The sequence below is a fragment of the Mesorhizobium sp. LNJC405B00 genome, from assembly GCF_000502615.1.
GTDB lineage: Bacteria > Pseudomonadota > Alphaproteobacteria > Rhizobiales > Rhizobiaceae > Mesorhizobium.
Genome location: NZ_AYWC01000003.1, coordinates 546,347 through 567,347, shown reverse-complemented (window position 1 = coordinate 567,347; position 21,001 = coordinate 546,347). Strand labels below are relative to the sequence as shown.

Genomic DNA, 21,001 nt, shown 5'->3' with positions numbered 1-21,001 from the left:
GCGCCTTCGAGAGGTCATTTCCTCCGGGTCGTCGGGCGGATAGTCTGTCGCCAAGTCAAGACGGAAGAGATCCAATGAGCGCGCACCGCGGCGGCTGCCATTGCGGCAACATCCACCTGACGTTCGAAACGGGAATCGAGCCGGCCGAGGTGGAGATCCGCGCCTGCCAGTGCGCGTTCTGTGTCCGGCATGGTTCGCGCGCCGCCGCCGATCCGCAGGGCCGATTGATCGTCTCGGTCGAGGACGAGGCGCGGCTGCACCGATACCGGTTCGGATTGCGCACCGCCGATTATCTCATCTGCCGGGACTGCGGCGTCTATGTCGCTGCTGTGACCACCGACGGCGAACCGAGAGCGATCGTCATCGTCAATGCGCTGGATGACCGGCCGCGGTTCAACCGCGAGCCGGTCCCAATGGACTATGATGCCGAGAACAAAGAGGGTCGCATTGCCCGGCGGCAAGCGCGCTGGATGCCGGTCGAGATCCGCTCCGGCCTCAGCGGATGACCGGTTCGCCGTGGAAGCGGCGGCGCGAGGGCGGCGAGACGCCGAAGCCGACCTCCATCATCAGCCGTGGCGTGGTGGACGGCACGGTGCCCATGTGGAAGCCGAACGGGTCCTCGACGAAGCCGAGGCCAGCCTCGCCGGTCAGCGTGACCGGGCTGTCGTCGCCATAGACCTTGAGCACGTCTTGCGCCGGATGGCCGACCAGCAGCGTCAACTGGTGCTTGAGGCTGCGCCTGTTGTGGCTGCCTTTGACATAGACGTGCGGGCCGGTGCCGGCATCGCAGGGCTTGAGATAGAAGAAGAATTTCAGCATCCGCCAGTCGTCGAGATCGAAATGATATTTGCCTAGCGAGGCAAGGTTCTTGTCGGCGTCGGAAGCCTCGCCTGTCGGAAAGCTCCACCAGACACGCGTGGTGATCAGCTTCGCCTGCCCGCCCAGATAGTGCTCGGCGATGTCGAGCAGCAGCGGGTCGTTCTGGATGGCGAGTGCCGCCTTGCAGCCGAGGATGCGCTCGAAATAGTGTCCGCTGAGCAAAGAGCGGCCGAACCGCTTCTCGGCTTCTGCGTGTTCTCCGGGCATGAATTCGAGCCGGCGGTCGAAATTGCCGAAGCACGGCGTGCTCTGAGCGAAGCTGGCGATCTCTTGGTGGATTGCCTGCGGCAGGACCAGTCCGGAGAACAGGCCATCGGTGCGCAGCGCCGCGAGGATCGACTTTAGGTCGACGCCCCTGAACATCGTAGCTTCGGCACTCTGCGCGGGGCGCGCGGCTTTGGCGCCAAGCCAGTGCAGCTTGCGCGCCGGCATGGTGCGGGCAAGCACGAACATCGGCAGCCATGCGGGATTTTCGCGCAGGTCGGAGAGATAGGTCGGAATACGCACCGCAATGCGGCGGAGCAGGCTGCCGTTGCGGGCAATGGCTTCCAGGCTGGGGGCGCCGGATTTGTCAGGGGACGAAAGGTTCATCGGGGTCCTCAGATATGAACGGCAGCAACGACGACGCGGCGCTTGCTTACCGCTCCGGCACTACCCAAACCCCGATATCCCGCATCAACGGAATGCTAATCCCGCGTCAGCTTTTGTGCAATGCACAATAGCTTTTTGCGGCGAAAAAGAGGGATGGTGCTGCGACCGTGCCAATGCGGATGAGACGCCGACGCTGCCCCTCATCCGCCCTTCGGGCACCCTTCTCCCTGGGAACGGGAAAAGGGAGAAACATCACTTCTTCGGCGCCAGCCAGATTTCGGCGTCGAGCCGCCTGGTGGCGAGACCGCGCGCAAGGGCTTCGGCGCTGTGCGCGTTCTTCGACAGGGCAGCGGCCTGGCGCTTGCTGATGACCAGCCCTTCGGCCAGCGCCCGGTTGCCCGAAAACACCCGTGACAGGAACGGCGTGCGGCTGCCGCGCGCACGGGAAAAGCGCGCCGGCATGGTTTGCCGCGCCGTGTGAGCGACAACGTCGTCGATCCAGCCCTCCGCCAGCCTTGCGCCGGGTTCCAGAAACAGCAGCCAGTCACCCTTCGCCTGCCTGATTCCCGCGGCAATGCCGCCGGCCACGAAGTGGCAGCCGGCATGATCGGCAACCCGATGCGTCTGGTCGGTCGAGCCGGTGTCGCAGACGATGACATCGCGCACCACGCCCTCGACCGCGCCGCCGATCAACGAGGCGAGCGTGCGGGCAAGGCCTTCTTCGTCATCCCGGGTTTCGATGAGAACGCTGAACATTTTTAGCCGAATAGCGGAAAGCCCGGCGCAGCGCCAGTTGTGCATGGCCCAACGAAAAAGTTCTTGCTTTGTTCTCATCAGCGAAATAGGATTATTTTCATGAACAGAGCGATTCGACAGCCAGCCGACAGTCCTTGGGAAAGGGCCAAAATGGAACATATCGTGCGTGCGGACATTGCTGCTTTCGGAGCAGGGCGAGCCGAGATGGCCAATGCGATGATCGAACAGAGCGGCATGCGCGTCCGTCCGGATCGCAACCGCGGCCGTTCCGCCGGCATCAACCCGTCCGGCCGGTTCGAGCCGGTCAGCCGGCATGTGTTCGACGACGGCTGGAATTCGCTGGAGGAATTGCCGCCGTTCAAGACCGAAGTGCAGGTCGAGAAGCCGCGCACCATCATCACCCGCAACGAATCGCCCGACATTTCCTTCGACCGCTCGATCAACCCCTATCGCGGCTGCGAGCATGGCTGCGTCTATTGTTTCGCCCGGCCGACGCATTCCTTCATGGGCCTGTCGCCGGGGCTGGATTTCGAAGCGAAGCTGTTTGCCAAGCCGGATGCGGCGCGGCTGCTCGACAAGGAACTGTCGAAGGATGGCTATCAGCCGCGCACCATCGCGATCGGCACCAACACCGATCCCTACCAGCCGATCGAGAAACAATACCGGATTATGCGCGAGATCCTCGAAGTGCTGGAGGCGCGCGGCCATCCGGTCGGCATCGTCACCAAATCCCATCTGGTGACGCGCGACATCGACGTCTTGTCGCGCATGGCCGAACGGGGCTTGGCCAAGGTGGCGCTGTCGGTGACGACGATGGACCGCATGCTGGCGCGCACCATGGAGCCGCGCGCGTCGACGCCGACCAAGCGGCTTGAGGCAATCCGGCAGCTTTCCGATGCCGGCATCCCGGCCTCTGTCATGGTGGCGCCGATCATTCCCGGCCTGACCGACCAGGAGATGGAGCGCATCCTCGATTCGGCACACGCCGCAGGCGCCCGCGAGGCCGGCTATGTAATCCTGCGCCTGCCGCTCGAGGTGGCGCCGATCTTCAAGGACTGGCTGCTGCGCCATTATCCCGACCGCTACCGGCACGTGATGTCGCTGATCCGTTCGATGCGCGACGGCAAGGACTATGATTCGGAATGGGGCAAGCGGATGAAAGGCGCCGGCCCCTATGCCTGGCAGATCGGCCGGCGCTTCGAGATCACGGCCAAGCGGCTCGGCCTCAACGCCGAGCGGCGCACGCTCCGAACCGACCAGTTTGTCGCCGCCGCCAAGGCGACCGAGCAGCTGATGCTGCTCTGAGAGTAGCGCTTGCCCTGCCCTCGTGGCTGTCAGGCGACCCAAGAATCCCGTCCGGCCTGTCCCCCGGCCTGCAGACGGTGCCCTCCCGGTCTTGCCCCACTCGACCCTGGAGGGACTTGCGGAGAATCGGAGCCGATGCGAACCTCGCCGCAACATGGCTCGCGCACGTTCCGATTCTCCGCTTCTTTTCGAAATCGTCGAAAAGCCCGATTTCTCCTTCGAGACGAAGGCGATGGCCGAAGGCCTGTGGCCGGTGGCAGGCATGGACGAGGCCGGCCGCGGTCCGCTGGCGGGGCCGGTGGTGGCGGCGGCCGTGATCCTCGATCCCGCCAACATTCCCGACGGGCTCGACGATTCCAAACGGCTCAACCATTTGCAGCGCGAGGCGCTGTTCCTGAAAATCCTGGGGTCAGCGCTCGGCGTGTCGATGGCCTCGGTCAGCGCCGAAGGCATTGACGGCAGCAACATCCTCAAGGCCAGCCTGGAAGCCATGCGCCGCGCCCTTGCCGGCCTGCCGATCCAGGCGAAGCTGGCGCTGGCCGATGGCCGCGATGTGCCGCCGGGCCTCCTCTGCGAAGGCCGCGCGCTGATCAAGGGCGACCAGCGCTCGCAATCGATCGCCGCCGCCTCGATCGTCGCCAAGGTGATGCGCGACCGCATGATGTGCGGCTGCGGCAGCCATCACGAGCGCTACGGGTTCGAGGTCCATATGGGCTACGCCACCGTGCGGCACCGCACCGCGATCGAAGCGCATGGGCCGGTGGCAAGGCTGCACCGGGCATCATTCGCGCCGTTCAGGCTGGGTGGGGTTGAGGTGGTGGAAGAAGAAGGGTTTGTCGGGTTGGACAGCTAATCTACCCCCTTGAGGGGGAGATGGCCGGCAGGCCAGAGGGGGGTCGCCGCGCGTGAAGCGCCAGCCCTTCTTCGCAGCAGAATGCGTCGCGCCCGGTCGCACCGACCCCCTCTGTCGCCTTTGGCGACATCTCCCCCTCAAGGGGGGAGATTGTCCGCGCTCAACAAAAAAGCCGCCAGGTTGCCCGGGCGGCTTGATGTCAGCGAGTTACCCCGCTCAGTTCAGCCTGGCCTTCACGTCCTGCAGCGCGGACTTGAACAGGTCGGCGCCGGCCTTGGCGTCGATCTTGCCGGCGAGCAGCGTGCGGGCCGCCTCGACGGCGATGTCGACGGCGCTGGCGCGCACTTCGGCGACGGCTTCGCGCTCTGCCTGGCCGATCTTCTGCTCGGCAAGCGCAGTGCGACGGGTGACATAGTCTTCGGTCTTCTTGTGCGCCTCGGCGGCAAGCATGTCGGCCTCGCGCTTGGCGGCAGCGACGATGGCTGCGGCCTCCTGCTCGGCTTCCTTGCGCTTCTTCTGGTACTGTCCGAGCAATTGCTGGGCCTCTTCGCGCAACCGGCGGGCTTCCGCAAGCTCGTCGCTGATCTTGGTCGCGCGGGCGTCGAGCGACTTGGCGATCAGGCCCGGCACCTTGATGTAAACGGCAACGCCGAGGAAAATGACGAGGGCAACCGTTGCCCAGAGCGTTGCGAGAGATGTGGCGTCCATGATGTGCTCCTCACCGGGCCACGGATTTGACCGCAGCCGAGATCTCGGCCTTGCTCGTCTTGCCGCCGACAAGCGCATCGACGATGGCTGAAGCGGTGTCCTCGGCAATCGTGCCGACTTCCTTCATGGCGTTGGCCTTGATGGAAGCAATGCTGGCCTCGGCCTCGCCGAGCTTCTTGTCGAGGGCGGCCTCGACCTTCTTGCGGGCAGCCTCGGCTTCAGCCTTGGCAGCGTCGTTGGCCTGCTGGCCTATCGCGTTGGCCTTGGCCTTGGCTTCCGCAAGTTCCTGCTCGTAAGCGGCAACGGCGGCGTCGGCCTCGCCCTTCAGCCTGGCGGCCTGGTCGAGGTCCTGCGTGATGCGATCGCTGCGGACGTCGATGATGCCGCCAAGGCGCGGCATCACCACCTTCTTCAGGAACAGATAGAACAGCCCGAACGTGATCGCCAGCCACAGAAGCTGGGACGGAAACGTCGCCGGATCGAATGGCGGGAACGTGCCGTGCGCCTCGGCAGGCACGCCGGCGCCGGAATGCGTGCCGCCTTCCGTACCGGTATGGGCGCCTTCAGCGGCGGGTGCGGACTCTTGCGCAAACGCAGATGTCACGAACATGGACTATCCCCTGATATCAGGCATGGCCGCAGGAATGCGGCCAGCCAATTCTTCCCAATGCTCGTCCGACCGATAATTGGCCGAACAGGGGCTCAGCCGAACAGGGCGAGAAGCGCGATGAGAAGCGAGAAAATGCCCAGAGCTTCGGTCACGGCGAAGCCGAAAATCAGGCGGCCGAACTGGCCATCGGCGGCCGACGGATTGCGCAGGGCGCCCGCCAGGTAGCTGCCGAAGATGTTGCCGAGGCCAATGCCCGCGCCGCCCATGCCCAGGCAAGCGATACCGGCGCCGATGTACTTTGCTGCTTCTGCGTCCATTTTAAACTCCTTTGGATCTGTAATTCGTTGCAATTCCATCCGGCGAAAGATGCCGGAAATTCTATCTAGTGCGAAGGATGCAGCGCATCATTCAGGTACATGCAGGTGAGCACGGCGAACACATATGCCTGCAAGAGCGCCACGAGCAACTCCAGCGAGGTCAGCGCCACAGCCATCGCCAGCGGCAGGATCGATCCCGCAACGCCGAGCGCGCCGAGCGCACTCAGGCTGACCACAAACCCGGAAAACACCTTCAGGGTAATGTGGCCGGCGAGCATATTGGCGAACAGACGAACCGATAGGCTGACCGGACGCGAGACAAAGGAAATCACCTCGATCGGAACGACAAGCACCATCATCAGGATGGGCACGCCCTTCGGCACGAAAAGCTTGAGGAAGCCCAGACCGTGCTTCATGAAGCCATAGACGATGACGGTTCCGATCACCAGCGCGGCCAGGCCGAAGGTGACGATGATGTGGCTGGTGATGGTGAAGAAATAAGGAAAAAGGCCAAGCAGATTGGCAACAAGCACGAACATGAACAGCGAGAACACTAAGGGAAAGAACTTCATACCTTGGGTTCCGGCTGCATCGCGCAACATGTTCGCGACGAACTCGTAGGCCATTTCCGAAACCGACTGCAGGCGGCCGGGAACAAGGCTGCGGCTTGCGGTCGAGAGGTAAAGAAACGCCGATGCAATGGCCACGGTCGCGACCATGAACAGAGCCGAATTGGTGAAGGACAGGTCATAGCCGCCGATATTGATCGGAATCAGCTTGACGATATGGAACTGGTGGATCGGATCGACCTTGTCAGCAGCCATTTACATCCCCGTCAAAACCGCGAGCGGCCTTTAAGTGTCCTTGTGCGCCATTGGCGGCGCGCCATTTCATTCTTTCGGATCGTGCGACTTCTCGCTTTTTCCGAATTCCGCCACAACACCTGACGAACGCAGGACATTGAGCACGCCGGCGCCAAAGCCCAGCAACAAGCCGACGACCAGACCCCATGGCGAGGTTCCCGCCACGTGATCCAGAAACCAGCCAAGGCCCACACCCACCACTATCCCGGCGATGAACTCGCTGGACAGCTTGAGCGCCTGGCCATATCCAGCCGTCGCCTTCGCGCCGTCATTCCCCTCGAGCTGATCCGGCCGTCTTGTCGCAAGCGATGCTCCAAGCTCACGCCGGCGGCGTTCGAGATCTTCGTCGCGGATGTTGGCCTCGTGCTTGCTGCCGCGGCCGGTTTCTCCGGTTCCGTCTGGCCCGTTCTTGTCGGCCATCGTAACCCCCCTGCCCGGTCAGACCGTCACCGTCCGTCCGCTTCTAAAGTCGCCGGCAACATAGTTAGAGGGTTTGCGCCCGTCAAGCCACGGGCGGGACTTCAAAGCCATGTATTTTTTCTATTGGAATCAATCACTTGGCGAGGTGCGACATCGTGCCCGGCACTATCGGGTCGGCACATGCCCCGAATCCGTCCGGCGACCGCTGTCCGATTTCGGCTTCCAGGGCCTTTGCGGTTCGTTTGCGACAGGCAAGCCGAAGGGCTCAGCTCCAGCCGCCGCCATAGGTGCGGTAGAAGATATGCAGGCCGATCTTGGTCATCTTCTGCATCGTGCGCGCCCAGCCCGGATGGACGTAGTTGGCGTAGTAGTGGGTCGATGAGCCGACTTCGGGAATGAATATCTTGCCGGCGGTGACCGCCATCGCGACGTCCTGCGCGGTCTTGTAATGGGCGGGGCTCTCGATGCGCTTCTTGCGGCCGTCGCAGGCGAAGGAGAACTGGCAGCGGTTCAGCCAGTTGTCGTTCTGGTAGACGACGCCGCAAATCGAATTCGGATAGGCCGGATTGCGGACGCGGTTGAGAATGACCTGCGCGACGGCGGCCTGGCCGCGCACGGATTCGCCGCGCGCCTCGAAATAGATGCCGTTGGCGAGGCAGGCCTGCTCCTTCGTGGAGAAGACGCTGGCCGGCAGCGGGTTCTGGATCCACGAGTGGTCACCCTTGGCCATCGGCGGAATGAAGCGCCCGCTGCTCGGCTCCTCGTCCTGCAGCAGCGCTTCGAAGGGTGAGGCCTTGGCGTAATCGGGTTCGGCCTGGGCATAGGCGGTGGCCAGCACGTCCGGTCTGTCATTGTTGACCAACGCGGCAAGCATGGCCGGCACGCCGGGATCGGGCTTCTTGTCCACGTTGGTGTGGAAGGCCTGGGCGATCTGGATTTCCTTGCCCTTGATGCCGGGCTTGGCGAAGGCGAGCTTCAGGCCGCTGTCCATGCTCGGCCGCAGCAGCGAGGACGTGCGCTGAAAGATCGAGCCGGCATTGAAGTTCTTCGGCGGCGCCACCGGCGAGACCTGGATGATGCGGCCCTTCTTGTCGGCGCGCATGATGCGGTCCTCGTCGGGCGTGATGCCGGCGACATTGCCCTTGCCGCGAAACGAGACCTTGCCGACGCCGAGCAGGCGCACGCCCGAACCCGAGAGCGAACCGGTGGTGACGGAATCGATGAAAGGCATTTCGGCGGCATGAACCGAGCCGGCGACGGAGCGCTCGACATAAGAGTTCCAGCGGGTGCCCGAGGCTTCGAGGCCGGAAATCAAGCTGCCCATGTCCTGGTAGGCGACGACAGTTGGAAAGCCGATCCAGATGCCGAGCCCGATGACCAATGGCGATACGAAGGAACGTTTTTTCTCACCGGCGGCGGCGGCCAGCCGCTTCAGGACACGTCGATGCACGGGGAACTCTCCAGAAACGCCACTGAGCCACTGGAGAGCCAAAGTGAAGCATTAACCTTGATGCGGGGTTAACGCGGTCGATCGTGTTTTTCCGAAGCGGCCGAAATGGGACGCCGCTTGCCGGCCGGCAACCCGTCAGTTCGGCCTCAGGAAAATTGGCCATGCAATCATGGCGCAGAGCGCGCCCACCAGCCAGACGCCAGGCCACGACCAGACAAGCAGCAAAGCCGGAATGGCGGTCGGCACCACGGAGAAGGCGATGAAGACGAAGCTGTTGGCAAGACCGAGCGCGGTTCCGGCGCGGCTGGCACCGGCAAGCGTGGCGAGTTCGGTGTAGGCGACGCCATGCCAGGCGGAGACCGAAATGCCGGCGAGGACCAGCAGCACGGCGATCGCCGGGATCAACGCGGCATGGGCGTCTGGCGTGGCTCCTGCCGCCAGGACCAGCAGGCCGACGGCCGCGAAGCCAAACGCGCTTGTCACGCTGCAGAGCCGCAGGAATGAGCGGCGGTTGCCGTGGCGGTCGGTGTAGCGGCCGCTCCAGACGCGCATCACCATCGCGCCGGTCTGCACCGCGGCAAGGCTGGCGCTGATCGTGAGCGTGGCCATGCCGGCGAAATCGTGCAGGAAAACGGAGGCGAAGGTGAGCACCGCCACTTGCGGAAAGCAGAGCAGGCCGATGGCGGTGGCGATGCGCCAGACCTCGACATTGCGCAGCGGCGCGGGACCGCCCGACTTTGCCATGGCCATGCTGCCGGCATTGTCCAGTTCCGGCGGCTGGTGCAGCCATCGCCAGGCAAACAGCGCAGAGACGGCGTTCATGGCGGCCAGCAGCCCGAAGACCGCCGCGAAACCGTGCACCGATGCCAGCGACGGCAGGACCAGCGCGCCGAGCCCGCCGCCGAGCGGCACCGCGGTCTGCCTGATGCTCATGGCAAAGCCACGTTCGCCTTCGTGGAACCAGGCCATGATGGCGCGGCCGCTGGAACCGTTGACGCTGCCGCCGAGCAGGCCGGCGACCAGAAGGCATGCGGCCAGCATTGCGACGCCAGGCACATAGGTCACTGAGGGCACGATGAACAACGCCATCAGGGCGAGCCACGCCGCGGTCGCACCAAGGCCGGTCAACAGCACGCCGCGATCTCCCCACCGGTCGGTGAGCAGGCCCCAGGGCAGTTCGCTCAAGGCAACGCCCAGTCCGAGAAGGCCGAGGACCAGGCCGAGATTGCCATTGCTCAAGTGATAGCCCGACCGCAGAAACACCGCCGCCGCCGGTATGCCGGCGAAGGTGGCGGAGAAACCGGCATTGGCGGCAACGCCGATGCCAAGCACCTTCCAGCGATGATTGGCGGGAAATCGTTCAGCCTTCGACGTGACGGCGGCGGCTCGGCCAACCCGGCCTGGCTCACGATTTGCGTCGGCAATCGACATGGCGGGACTCCTGTTGATGCCCTTTCGGGACCTTGACGCCTCGCCTTTACCGCCATAACTTCATCCCGAATATCGGGAATTTTTTGACAATTGTTCCCGAACAACAGGACCGTTTTGATGCGCCGCGTAACCTTCGACCTCGATGTCCTCCGAAGCTTCGTCACCGGGATGGAACTCGGCAGCTTCGCCAAGGCCGCCGACCGGCTTGGACGCTCGACTTCGGCGGTGAGCGCGCAATTGAAGAAGCTGGAGGACCAGGCGGCGACGCCGATCTTCCGCAAGTCGGGCCGCGGACTGGCGTTGACCGAAGCCGGCGAAACCATGCTCGGCTATGCCAGGCGGCTGCTCGAGTTGAACGACGAGGCGGCCTCGGCCATCCACGACGTGGAACTGGAAGGCTGGGTCAGGCTCGGCCTGCAGGAGGATTTCGGCGAGGCGGTGCTGCCGGAGGTGCTCGGACGCTTCGCCCGCGCGCACCCCAAGGTCAAGATCGAGGCGCGGATCGGGCGCAGCTATGAACTTGCCGAGCGGATCACATCAGGCAATCTCGACATTGCGCTGGCCTGGGACAGCGGCCAGGCGCTGCCTTACAGCCGGCATGTCGGCGACGCGCAATTGCGCTGGATCGGGCCGGCCAAGCTGATCGAGACCAGGCTGCGCGAGGGCGAGGCGCTGCCGCTGGTGGCGCTGGAAGCGCCGTGCCTGCTGCGCACGGTGACGACGGAAACACTCGACCGCGCCGGCCTGCCATGGCGGATGGCCTTCTCCAGCCCCAGCCTTGGCGGCATCTGGGCGGCGGTCGCCGCCGGCCTCGGCCTGACCATCCGCACGGATATCGGCCTGCCGGCCAATGTCAGGGCGATGGCGCCGCAAACGCTGGGCTTACCCGCGCTGCCGACCATGGCGCTGGTGCTGCACCAGAAAGACGCCGAACTGGACCCGGTGGCGGCGCGGCTGGCGGATATATTGTGGCACGCGGCGGTGGCGGCGCTGCCGCAGGACGAGCGGTTGAGAGAGGTCGCTTAGACGGAAGCGGCTGTCCAGCGTAGCGTTCCGTCACACCCCCCTCTGTCCTGCCGGACATCTCCCCCGCAAGGGGGGAGATTGGATCTCGCGAATGCTTTCGCCAATTTTCAACGTTGCAAGAGAGGCTCCAAGGACGAAACGACTGATCTCCCCCCTTGCGGGGGAGATGCCCGGCAGGCAGAGGGGGGTGCTGTCCCGCCAATCTTGCGGAGAATTTCGCAACCGTCACCGCTCACTTGCGCTTGTTCGCTCTCCCCGCGAACGGGTTGTCCGAAGTCCGCAGCGCTATCCTGATCGGCACGCCGGGCATGTCGAAGGCTTCGCGCAGGCTGTTGGAGAGGTAGCGGACATAGGATTGCGGCATCGCGTCGGGCCGCGAGCACTGGACGACGAAACCCGGCGGCCGGGTCTTGGCCTGGGTGACATATTTGACCTTGAGCCGGCGGCCGGCGACAGCGGGCGGCGGGTGATGCGCCAGAATGCTTTCCAGCCAGCGGTTGAGCTTGCCGGTGGAAACGCGGCTGTTCCACACCTTGTGCGTCTTGATGACGGCATCCATCAGCTTGTCGAGGCCGCGCCCGGTCTCGGCCGAAACGGTCACCGCCTGGATGCCGCGCACCTGCGGCAAAAGCCGTGTGGTCTTTTCGCGCAACTCGGCCAGCAGTTCCTGCGGATTGTCGATCAGGTCCCATTTGTTGAAGGCGATGACCGGCGCCCTGCCCTCCCGGATGATCAGGTCGGCGATCTGCAAATCCTGCTTCTCGAAAGGGATGGTGGCGTCGAGCACGATGATGACGATCTCGGCAAAGCGGATGGCGCGCAAGCCGTCCTGCACCGACATCACTTCCAGCTTCTCGTGGATCCTGGCCTTGCGGCGCATGCCGGCAGTGTCGAACAGTTTTAGCCGGCGGCCATGCCAGTCCCAGTCGACGGAGATGGAATCGCGGGTGATGCCGGCTTCCGGGCCGGTCAGCAGCCGCTCCTCGCCGATCAACGCGTTGATCAGCGTCGACTTGCCGGCATTGGGCCGGCCGACGACGGCGATGCGCATCGGCTTGGTGTCGTCATAGGCGGGTTCGGCGTCGGGATCGGTGATGTCCTCGCCGATCAGCACCTCGCTGGCGGCGACGTCCTCGGCCTCGTCTTCTTCCTCGCCGAAGGCGCGGTCTTTGCCCAGCGCCTCGATCACCGCGTCGCGCAGATCGGGCATGCCCTGGCCGTGCTCGGCCGAGACCGGGATCGGCTCGCCCAAGCCCAGTTCCCAGGCTTCCAGCATGCCGCCCTGGGCGCCCTTGGCCTCGGCCTTGTTGGCGACCAGCACGACCGGCTTGCCGGACTTGCGCACGATCTCGGCAAAGGTGCGGTCGTCGGGCAAAAGCCCGGACTTGGCGTCGATGGTGAAGAAGATCAGGTCGGCTTCGCGGATCGCGATCTCGGTCTGCGCGCGCATGCGGCCGGGCAGCGTCGAGGCGGCGGCGTCTTCGAAACCGGCGGTGTCGATGACATCGAAATGCAGATCGTAGAGTTTGGCCGCGTGGACGCGACGGTCGCGGGTGACGCCCGGCGTGTCGTCGACAAGCGCCAGCTTCCGTCCCACCAATCGGTTGAAAAGCGTCGATTTGCCGACATTGGGCCGGCCGATAATGGCGACTTTGAAGCTCATCCGGCTATCCATATCATCGCCCAAACCGCAGCGCGCCCTTGGGTCAGGCCCGAGGGCAGGCTTTGGGCGATGCGTATCATGACGCGCCCGAGCCGCGGATCAATTCCGACATCAGCGTCGCCCGCTGGCGCGCGTTGCGCGGGGCGCCGTCATCGGCGGCGATCTGGTCGAACAGTTTCAGCGCATCCTGGGTCTTGCCTTCCTTCCAGGCGGCAAGGCCGAGCGCTTCGCGCGCTGTGTGGCGCAGCGTGTTGTTGTCGGCGGTCAGCGCCTCGACGCGGCTGGAGACGTCGGCGAAGGAGCCGTGATCGACGAGCAGCAGGGCGGCCCGCAGGCGCGCCATGTCGCGAATGCCCTGGGGAATGGCGTTGTCGGCGGCGACGCCATCGAAATCGGCGACGGCGGCGGCAAAGTCGCCCTTGTCGGCCTTGACGGTTGCCGCGCGCATGCGGGCGAGCAGCGGATAGGCGCCGTAGCCATCCTTTTCCAGCTGTTCGAGGGCGGTCAGCGCCTCGTCGCTCTTGCCGTCATTGGCAAGCTTCAGCGCCTGCGAGAAGGCATCGCCGGAGCGGTTGGCGCGGGTCTCGTCCCAATAGCGGTAGCCGACGAAGGCGGCGGTGCCAAGCACCACCAGGATGGCGAGGCCAAGGATCGCCGGACCAAAGCGGTCCCATAGCGCCTGCGCCTGCTCGCGACGGATCTCGTCGTTGACTTCGCGGATAAAACTGTCGTCGGACATCAATCAAAACCATTGCTGCCCTAACAGGGGCGCTTCTTGAGCCCGCGTTTTAGCGAAATTTCGCGGGCATGGAAGGGGCTCGGCAGGAAAATCGGCTAATCGCCGGGCGCATAGCTGCCGACGTTGATCGCACCCACGCCACATTTTGCCGATAGCCGGCTTGGACTGCCTCCAGATCAAGCCCAGATTGCCGATGCCACGTTTGTCCCGCGTTGTTGCGTTTTCCTCAGCCGTGCTTGCCATGGCTGGTGCGGCTTTCGCCGACCCGCCGGCGCCGCCTGCCCCGGCAAAGCCGAAGCAGATCGTCATCATCTCGTTCGATAGCGCCCGGGAGATCTCGCAATGGCAGCGCAGCCGGGCGCTGGCCAAGCGCACCGGCGCGCATTTCACCTACTTCCTATCCTGCGTCTTCCTGCTGTCGCCGCAGACGCGGGCCGACTACACAGCTCCGGCCAAGTCCGCGGGCAAATCCAACATCGGCTTTGCCGCTTCGAAGCAGGACGTCGCCGATCGGCTCGATCAGATCGGGCTCGCCGCTTCGGAAGGCCACGACATCGCCAGCCATGGCTGCGGCCATTTCGACGGCAAGGACTGGAGCAAGGCCGACTGGCTGAAGGAATTCGCCTCGTTCGAGCGCATTCTGGAAAACGCCTATGCGATCAACGGTATTGAACCCGAGCCCAAGGGATGGCGCGATATTGCCCATGCCGTTGTCGGCTTTCGCGCGCCGTACCTCTCGACCAGCAAAGGGCTCTATGAGGCCCTGCCTGAAGCCGGCTACCACTATGATGCCAGCGGCGTTTCGAAAGGCCCGGTCGAGCCGCCGACCGGCGGCGGCTTGACCCGCTTTTCGCTGCCGCAGATCCCGGAAGGCCCTGATGGTAGGCTGGTGATCGCCATGGACTACAATCTCTATGTCAGGCATTCCGGCGGCTTCGAGCGGCCGAGCCAGGCAGCCGAGTTCAGCGATCGGACCTACCAGGCCTTCCGCGCCGCCTTCGACAAGCAATATCAGGGCAAGCGCATCCCACTGGTGCTGAGCTTCCACTTCACGCCGATGAACAACGGCGCCTACTGGAACGCGCTGGAGCGCTTTGCCGACGAGACTTGCGTGAAAGCCGACGTCGAATGCATCAGTTTTCGCGATTATGTGCAGCGGCAACGTGGTAGCGAGAGGCAGGCGGCGGTGGGCGGCTGAGCCGCCAACCGTCTATGCAGATAGGATCAAGCTGGGTCGGGTTCCTTTGCCTGTTCCTGACGCTCCATGAAGTGGCGGTCAATGTCGGGCAGCGGCTCGCCGCGAATCGTCGCCTCGAAGGCGCGAAGGCGCTTGTGAACTGACAGAAGCTCGACAATCGTCGACCAAGAATTGACGAGATACTGGAATGAGTTGGTTACCTGACTGAAGGCTGAACTGACCTGGTTGATGAGACCCAGCGTCAGCGTTCCAGCGATCATGGAAGGCACCATCAGGAAGTAGGAGAAGACGTTGTTGGTCTGAAGATAAAGATAGCGGACCACGTTGAAATACACATAGTGGAAATACAGGCGAAAGTAGTTTTGCCGCACACTCGCAAACAGCTCCGCGACGGTCGGCGGCTGCGCCCGGGCCGGATCGTCCTCACCGTAGACGAGTTCCTTGCGATATGCTGCCTCGACGCGCTGGTTACGAAACTGCAAGCCAGGAAGCTTGATGCCTGCGGTCGCAATGATGACTGTACCGAAGACTGCCCAGAAGATCGCAGCCAAAACCAGCGGCTGAGGAACATGACCGATCAATGGCAACTCTGTGACATGCTTAGAATAACTGAGCAGGATCGGCATGAAAGCGATAAGCGTCATGATGGAATCGACGAAGCTAGTGCCAAGGTCTTCCATTATCTTGGAAAACCGCATCGTGTCTTCCTGCACACGCTGTGCAGCGCCCTCAATATGGCGCAGCTTCGGCCAATAGGACATGTAGTAATTGTTCATCGCAGTGCGCCAGCGAAACACCCAGTGGCTGACGAAGAAGTTTGTCAAAACGAACACGGTAACCGCGACAAGAGCGATACCGAGGAAAGTGATTATTTGAGCGTAAAGATCAGCCTCGGTTGCCTTGACCGTTTTGCTAACGATGCCCTGAATGAGGTCCCAGAATGGTCCATACCATGCGTTGATCGCCACGCTTACCTGCACCTGAAAGTAGGTCGTGAACAGGAGCAGCGAACTGCCGAGGATAGACCATTGGTCCCACGGGTGCGGAGAATACCAGTGCCAGAAGCCATAGAATATCAAAACGCCAAGCGCATAGTAGATGTAGAACCAGAGGAACGGAGGCGACCAGAACACCGAGACGCCTATGATGGGCGGCGCGTCGGCAAGAGCCGGAGGCAAGCCGAGAAACGCGCCAAGCTGGTCAGCACCGAGGAACCAGGCTGCCACGAGAACCGCAGTCCAGACGACGGCCGAGATGAAAAACAGCTTCGGCTGCGGGAAGAAGGATACGAACACTGTGGTGAAATCCTCGGTCGGTGCGCAAATCAGCGGGGTTCGGCGGGCATAAAGTCACACATTAGGTGGAAAGCAAATGCCCGTACCCGATGCCCGGCATCGAGCAAGACCACAATCATGGCGATTTTGGCGCGGCCGACCAGGTGATCCCAGCAGATACCAGCAATACGCCAGCAGCGACGATCGAGGCCAGGAAGAAGTTGCCCGAGGCTTGCGCCAGCAGTCCGGCGACGATCGGGCCGACGATCTGGCCGATGCCGAAGGAAGCGGTCATCAGCGCAAAAATCCGGCGCGGCGCCTCCGGCACGAGCTGCCTTGCCGTCTGCAGGCCCAGTGCTGTGACGGCGATGAAGGTGCCGCCGAGCAGGACGCCCGCCAGCAGCGGCCCGGCGGTGCCGCCGATGGCGACGCTGGCGGTGACGCCGACCACCTCGACCAGGCAGCCCACGGCATAGGCGGTATAAAGCCCGATCCGTGCCGCTACCTTCTGCCACAGCCAGACCGAGGGGAAGCCGGCAAGGCCGGTGACCATCCAGACGCTTGCCTCGAAGACGCGGCCGCCGCCGCCCTGGCGCACGATGGCGACCAGGAAGGTCGCCGTCACCACATAGCCGAAGCCGAACAGGCCGTAGGCAACGATGACTTTTGCCAACGACCGGTCCCTCGGCAGTGCCGGTTCGCGGTCGGCCACGCCGCGGCCAGGTGCGGTGCCGCCGGCGAGCAAGGCGACCATCGCAAGGCCGCCGGCGGAAATCGCTGCCGACCACAGCCAGCCCGAAGCCCAGCCGGCATGTTCGGTGACCAGAACCGCCATCAGCGCTGAGGATGCCGCGATGCCGAGGCCGACGCCGCCGAAATGCAGCGCCTGCAGGTCGCTTCTGTTGGCGGCTGCCAGGTGACCGAAGACGATCGAGGCCATGAACACCATGACGAAGGCGCTGGCGAGACCGGCAAGGAAGCGGAGGACGACAAAGGCGGTCATCGTCTCGCTCAGCCCCATCAGGGCGGCGAGCGCAGCACTGGCGGCAAGGCCGCCAAACATCAGCAGGCGCTCGCGCCCATGCGCCCAGCCGCCTGCCGCCGCAAGCGCGCCGACGAGGTAGCCGAGATAATTGGCCGACGCGATCCAGCCGGCATCGGCCGGCGACAGATGCAGTTCTTCCATCATTCCGGGCAGGATCGGCGTGTAGACGAAACGGCCAATGCCCATGGCGACGGCCATGGCGATCATGCCAGCGAGAGCAAGGCCCAAGGGTGATGGAGCGGCGTTCATTGCAGCGCACCATAGAATTGGCGACCGATGAAACAATCCGCTTTGTGTTGGGCCAGCGGGCGCGACTAACGCCCCCGCATCTCAGCCGCAGCCGAGCGCCCCGGTCTCGTAGGCGGTGCGGCGCGCCGTCAGCCGGAACGGGATATCTCCGAGTTCGCGTTCCGACATGGTGTCCAGCACCGGATGCGACAATGGGTCGGTAACCCAGTCGATGACATCGCCGCCGTGCATCCCATCATAGCGGTCCGGCCGGAGGCCGGCAGCGGCTAAGATCTTGAACAATGATACGATCGTCATCCTCGCCTCCTCGGTCTGACTGTCCCACTAAAATCTGCCTTGTCGGGCTGTCTTTCAATTGAGATTTCAGCCGCGCCGGTTTAGAAAAACTGAAATGGCTATGCTGAACCGCGTCCATCTCAACGGCCTGCGCGCCGTCGAAACCGTCGCCCGCCTCGGCTCGCTCGCGGCGGCGGCCGGCGAACTCAACGTCTCGGTCAGCGCCGTCAGCCAGCAGATCAACCGCACTGAAAAGCAGCTCGGACAGGCGCTGTTCGAACGCACCGCAAGCGGGCTGGTGCTGACCGAATTCGGAACGGTTTTTTCCGCCCGACTGGGCGCCGGTTTTCGCGAGCTGGCGCAAGCGGTGGCGCTGGCCGACGAGGCGAGCCAGTGCACGCTGGTGGTGTCGGTGGCGCCGGCCTTCGCTTCGAAATGGCTGCTGCCGCGGCTGTCACGTCACTTCGACCGGCATCCCAATGTGCTGTTGCGCATCGACGCCTCGGTGCGGCTCGCCGATCTCGAACGCTCCGACATAGACATCGCCATCCGGCTCGGCGACGGCAAATGGCCGGGCGGGCGGGCGGAGCTGCTTCTGGCGCAGGAAGTTTTCCCGGTCTGCGCGCCGGTGATCGCCGAGAAACTGAAATCGATCGAAGACCTCGCGCAGACCTGCGCCATCACCGACGAGCGGGCGATGATCAATTGGGAGAGCTGGTTCAAAGCCGCTGACGTCGAACCAGTCACCTTCCGCAAGGGTGCGCGTTTCACCGACCCGATGCTGTGCCTGGAATCGGCGATCGCCGGCCATGGCGTCATGCTCGGCTGGCAATTGCTGGCCGCCGATGCGCTGGCCGACGGCCGCCTCGTCGCGCCTTTCGGCGTGCGGGCGCAGAGCGGCCTCGGCTACTGGCTGGTGACCTCGGCGACCAAGACCGAAAGCCGCAAGGTGCGCGATTTCAAGATCTGGATCCGCGAGGAAATCGCGGCGACCGTGGCGCAGTTCAGCGCGCTGGAAAGCGCTGCCTAGGGCTGTCCGTCGCGACGGTGCTGGAAAGCACAGCCGCGCCGATCTATGTTGGAAGCTTCACCTCCAAGACCAAGGCAGGCAGGATCATGACCACACATTCGCGCGGCGTTTCCGCAACCATCGACCCGGTGAAGCTCGACAGGCTGGCGGAAGTCGCCATCAAGGTGGGGCTGCAATTGCAACCGGGGCAGGATTTGGTGCTGACCTCGTCGATCGCAGCCCTGCCGCTGACCAGGCGCATCGTCGAGCACGCTTACAAGGCGGGCGCCGGGCTGGTAACGCCGATCTTCAATGATGACGAGATCACGCTGGCGCGCTTCCGCTACGGCGCGGATGCCGGCTTCGACCGCGCCGCCGGCTGGATGTATGAAGGCATGGCGAAGGCCTTTTCCAACAATGCGGCGCGGCTTGCCGTGCGCGGCGAGGACCCGTCGCTGTTGTCGGCGCAGGACCCGGCGAAAGTGGCGCGCGCCAACAAGGCGAACTCTATGGCCTACCAGCCGGCGCTGGAAAAGATCACCGGCTTCGACATCAACTGGAACATCGTCGCTTTCCCAGATCTCGCCTGGGCAAAACAGGTCTTCCCCGGCGATGCCGACGATGTCGCGGTGGTGAAGCTCGCCGATGCGATCTTTTCGGCATCACGGGTCGATGTGGAAGACCCGATCGCAAACTGGACGGCGCACAATGCAGCGTTGCGCAGCCGCACCGAATGGCTCAACGGCCATAATTTTCACGATCTGCATTTCAGCGGCCCGGGCACCGACCTCACCGTCGGGCTGGCCGATGGCCATGAATGGATGGGCGGCGCTTCGACTGCCAAGAACGGCGTCACCTGCAATCCGAACATCCCGACCGAGGAGGTCTTCACCACGCCGCATGCACGGCGCGTCTCCGGCCATGTCTCCTCGACCAAGCCGCTGTCCTACCAGGGCACGCTGATCGACGATATCTCGGTGCGTTTCGAAGAGGGCAGGATCGTCGAGGCCAAGGCTTCGAAGGGCGAGGACGTGCTGAAGAAAGTGCTCGACACCGACGAGGGTTCGCGCCGGCTCGGCGAGGTGGCGCTGGTGCCGCATTCCTCGCCGATCTCGGCCAGCGGCCTGCTGTTCTTCAACACGCTGTTCGACGAGAACGCCGCCTGCCACATCGCGCTCGGGCAGTGCTATTCAAAATGCTTCGTCGACGGCGCCTCGCTCACCCAGGACGAAATCGCCCAGCGCGGCGGCAACAAGAGTTTTATCCACATCGACTGGATGATCGGCTCGGACAAGATCGACATAGACGGCGTGCACAAGGATGGCCGCAAGGTGCCGGTGATGCGCAAGGGTGAGTGGGCGTAAGCTCGCGGAGCGGCGGATGGGTTTCGACCTGACGGTCAAGCGAATTTACGAAGCACCCGCGCCCGATGACGGGCAGCGGGTGCTGGTCGATCGCATCTGGCCGCGCGGCATCAGCAAGGAGGATGCCGCGCTGACGCTGTGGCTGAAGGAGATCGCGCCGAGCGATGAATTGCGGAGGTGGTTCGGACATGAGCCGGCGCGATGGGCGGAGTTTCAGGTGCGGTATTCGGTCGAACTGGATGGGAATAGAGAAGCGGTGGCGAAACTGCGTGGCTTGCTCGGCAAGGCCAAGGTGACGCTGCTTTATGGCGCACATGACGAGGCGCATAACAATGCGGTGGCGTTGGCGGGGTATTTGCGCTGGACGGGTTGAGAGACAGCGAACCGCTGCATACGCCGCAAGCGAAAGCCTTCACAATTAGCGATCGCCCTCCACGCGTTCGTCATCCTCGTGTCTGCGCTGCGTCGCTTCGCTCCTTGCTACGCCATAGGCTGACGAGGCAGGGCTACGCTACTTCACCACCCCTTCATAAGCCTCCGGCTTGAACCCCACCAAAATCTCATCCCCGACCTCGAGCACCGGGCGCTTGATCATCGTCGGGTTGGCCAGCATCAGCTTCCTGGCCTTCTTCTCGTCGAGCCCTTGCTTGTGCTTGTCGGGCAGTTCGCGGAAGGTCGTGCTGCCCTTGTTGAGCAGCTTTTCCCAGCCAACCTTGCCGATCCATCCATCCAGTCTGCCCACCTCTATCCCCTCGGCCCGGTAGTCGTGAAAACGGTAAGGCACATCGTGGCCCTCCAGCCAGGTGCGCGCCTTCCTGATCGTGTCGCAGGTGGTGATGCCGTACATGGTGATCGTCAAAACGCACTTCCCTTGGGCTGGTGGTCGAATCCGCCGGACAGCCTAAAACCGTCCTTCCCGCTTTGCCAGCACCCCGGTCACATCAGCCCATTTTTAGGGCTTGCCAATACTAAGGA

Annotated in this window: 23 protein-coding genes; 8 read left to right on the top strand and 15 right to left on the bottom strand. The window is 63.7% G+C overall.

What is annotated here, in order from left to right; all coding sequences use genetic code 11:
• Window positions 1-74 precede the first annotated feature (74 nt).
• Window positions 75-506 (top strand): hypothetical protein, encoded by a 432-nt coding sequence (locus X756_RS156175; protein ID WP_023668478.1) that lies wholly within the window; start codon window positions 75-77, stop codon window positions 504-506.
• Here X756_RS156175 and X756_RS156180 read toward each other — a convergent pair.
• Window positions 496-1,470, bottom strand: coding sequence for a hypothetical protein (locus tag X756_RS156180; protein ID WP_023729312.1), 975 nt, complete (start codon window positions 1,468-1,470; stop codon window positions 496-498). The two genes, X756_RS156175 and X756_RS156180, sit on opposite strands and share 11 nt — an antisense overlap.
• Window positions 1,471-1,722: 252 nt before the next feature.
• Window positions 1,723-2,226 (bottom strand): glycosyltransferase, encoded by a 504-nt coding sequence (locus tag X756_RS156185; RefSeq protein ID WP_023729311.1) that lies wholly within the window; start codon window positions 2,224-2,226, stop codon window positions 1,723-1,725.
• A gap of 150 nt (window positions 2,227-2,376) precedes the next feature.
• Between X756_RS156185 and X756_RS156190 the strand changes: the two genes are divergently transcribed.
• Both X756_RS156190 and X756_RS156195 read left to right on the top strand, forming a co-directional pair.
• Entirely contained in the window at window positions 2,377-3,531 is a 1,155-nt protein-coding gene (locus X756_RS156190) for a PA0069 family radical SAM protein (protein ID WP_023729310.1), read from the top strand.
• Window positions 3,532-3,685: 154 nt separating this feature from the next.
• Complete coding sequence (locus X756_RS156195; protein WP_023726390.1) at window positions 3,686-4,384, top strand: ribonuclease HII; 699 nt, start codon at window positions 3,686-3,688, stop codon at window positions 4,382-4,384.
• A 216-nt stretch (window positions 4,385-4,600) separates the two neighbouring features.
• Here X756_RS156195 and X756_RS156200 read toward each other — a convergent pair whose 3' ends face one another.
• From X756_RS156200 to X756_RS156230, 7 genes are all read right to left on the bottom strand, one after another.
• A complete protein-coding gene (locus X756_RS156200; protein WP_023668483.1) occupies window positions 4,601-5,092 on the bottom strand; it encodes a F0F1 ATP synthase subunit B in 492 nt (163 codons plus the stop codon).
• Window positions 5,093-5,102: 10 nt separating this feature from the next.
• Entirely contained in the window at window positions 5,103-5,702 is a 600-nt protein-coding gene (locus tag X756_RS156205; RefSeq protein WP_023668484.1) for a F0F1 ATP synthase subunit B, read from the bottom strand.
• 92 nt (window positions 5,703-5,794) lie between these two features.
• Window positions 5,795-6,019: a F0F1 ATP synthase subunit C gene (locus X756_RS156210; protein WP_006206606.1), complete on the bottom strand. Its 225-nt coding sequence runs from the start codon at window positions 6,017-6,019 to the stop codon at window positions 5,795-5,797.
• 65 nt (window positions 6,020-6,084) lie between these two features.
• Complete coding sequence (locus X756_RS156215) at window positions 6,085-6,843, bottom strand: F0F1 ATP synthase subunit A (RefSeq protein WP_023729309.1); 759 nt, start codon at window positions 6,841-6,843, stop codon at window positions 6,085-6,087.
• 66 nt (window positions 6,844-6,909) lie between these two features.
• Window positions 6,910-7,302, bottom strand: a complete 393-nt coding sequence (locus tag X756_RS156220; protein ID WP_023729308.1) for an AtpZ/AtpI family protein — start codon at window positions 7,300-7,302, stop codon at window positions 6,910-6,912.
• A gap of 265 nt (window positions 7,303-7,567) precedes the next feature.
• Complete coding sequence (locus tag X756_RS156225) at window positions 7,568-8,752, bottom strand: cell wall hydrolase (protein WP_023729307.1); 1,185 nt, start codon at window positions 8,750-8,752, stop codon at window positions 7,568-7,570.
• A 135-nt stretch (window positions 8,753-8,887) separates the two neighbouring features.
• Complete coding sequence (locus tag X756_RS156230) at window positions 8,888-10,183, bottom strand: MFS transporter (protein ID WP_023729306.1); 1,296 nt, start codon at window positions 10,181-10,183, stop codon at window positions 8,888-8,890.
• A gap of 117 nt (window positions 10,184-10,300) precedes the next feature.
• Between X756_RS156230 and X756_RS156235 the strand changes: the two genes are divergently transcribed.
• Window positions 10,301-11,209: a LysR substrate-binding domain-containing protein gene (locus X756_RS156235; protein ID WP_023668489.1), complete on the top strand. Its 909-nt coding sequence runs from the start codon at window positions 10,301-10,303 to the stop codon at window positions 11,207-11,209.
• A gap of 232 nt (window positions 11,210-11,441) precedes the next feature.
• On the opposite strand, the gene der is transcribed toward X756_RS156235, so the two are convergent.
• Entirely contained in the window at window positions 11,442-12,872 is a 1,431-nt protein-coding gene (der, locus tag X756_RS156240) for a ribosome biogenesis GTPase Der (protein ID WP_023729305.1), read from the bottom strand.
• Between the two features lie 76 nt (window positions 12,873-12,948).
• Window positions 12,949-13,611 (bottom strand): tetratricopeptide repeat protein, encoded by a 663-nt coding sequence (locus tag X756_RS156245; RefSeq protein ID WP_023729304.1) that lies wholly within the window; start codon window positions 13,609-13,611, stop codon window positions 12,949-12,951.
• Window positions 13,612-13,804: 193 nt separating this feature from the next.
• On the opposite strand from X756_RS156245, the gene X756_RS156250 reads away from it, so the two are divergent.
• Complete coding sequence (locus tag X756_RS156250; protein WP_023729303.1) at window positions 13,805-14,809, top strand: polysaccharide deacetylase family protein; 1,005 nt, start codon at window positions 13,805-13,807, stop codon at window positions 14,807-14,809.
• Window positions 14,810-14,835: 26 nt separating this feature from the next.
• On the opposite strand, the gene sbmA is transcribed toward X756_RS156250, so the two are convergent.
• The 3 genes from sbmA to X756_RS156265 all read right to left on the bottom strand — a co-directional run bounded on the left by sbmA (window position 14,836) and on the right by X756_RS156265 (window position 17,674).
• A complete protein-coding gene (gene sbmA, locus X756_RS156255; protein ID WP_023704870.1) occupies window positions 14,836-16,104 on the bottom strand; it encodes a peptide antibiotic transporter SbmA in 1,269 nt (422 codons plus the stop codon).
• 115 nt (window positions 16,105-16,219) lie between these two features.
• On the bottom strand, window positions 16,220-17,377 hold the full coding sequence (locus X756_RS156260; protein WP_023729302.1) for a YbfB/YjiJ family MFS transporter: 1,158 nt from the start codon (window positions 17,375-17,377) through the stop codon (window positions 16,220-16,222).
• Window positions 17,378-17,458: 81 nt separating this feature from the next.
• A complete protein-coding gene (locus tag X756_RS156265) occupies window positions 17,459-17,674 on the bottom strand; it encodes a hypothetical protein (RefSeq protein ID WP_031194592.1) in 216 nt (71 codons plus the stop codon).
• Between the two features lie 94 nt (window positions 17,675-17,768).
• Between X756_RS156265 and X756_RS156270 the strand changes: the two genes are divergently transcribed.
• The 3 genes from X756_RS156270 to X756_RS156280 all read left to right on the top strand — a co-directional run bounded on the left by X756_RS156270 (window position 17,769) and on the right by X756_RS156280 (window position 20,399).
• On the top strand, window positions 17,769-18,683 hold the full coding sequence (locus X756_RS156270; protein ID WP_023729300.1) for a LysR substrate-binding domain-containing protein: 915 nt from the start codon (window positions 17,769-17,771) through the stop codon (window positions 18,681-18,683).
• 86 nt (window positions 18,684-18,769) lie between these two features.
• Window positions 18,770-20,026, top strand: a complete 1,257-nt coding sequence (locus X756_RS156275; RefSeq protein WP_023729299.1) for an aminopeptidase — start codon at window positions 18,770-18,772, stop codon at window positions 20,024-20,026.
• 16 nt (window positions 20,027-20,042) lie between these two features.
• A complete protein-coding gene (locus tag X756_RS156280; protein WP_023692122.1) occupies window positions 20,043-20,399 on the top strand; it encodes a DUF488 domain-containing protein in 357 nt (118 codons plus the stop codon).
• A gap of 138 nt (window positions 20,400-20,537) precedes the next feature.
• Here X756_RS156280 and X756_RS156285 read toward each other — a convergent pair whose 3' ends face one another.
• Entirely contained in the window at window positions 20,538-20,885 is a 348-nt protein-coding gene (locus tag X756_RS156285; protein WP_023687095.1) for an ArsC family reductase, read from the bottom strand.
• Window positions 20,886-21,001 lie beyond the last annotated feature (116 nt).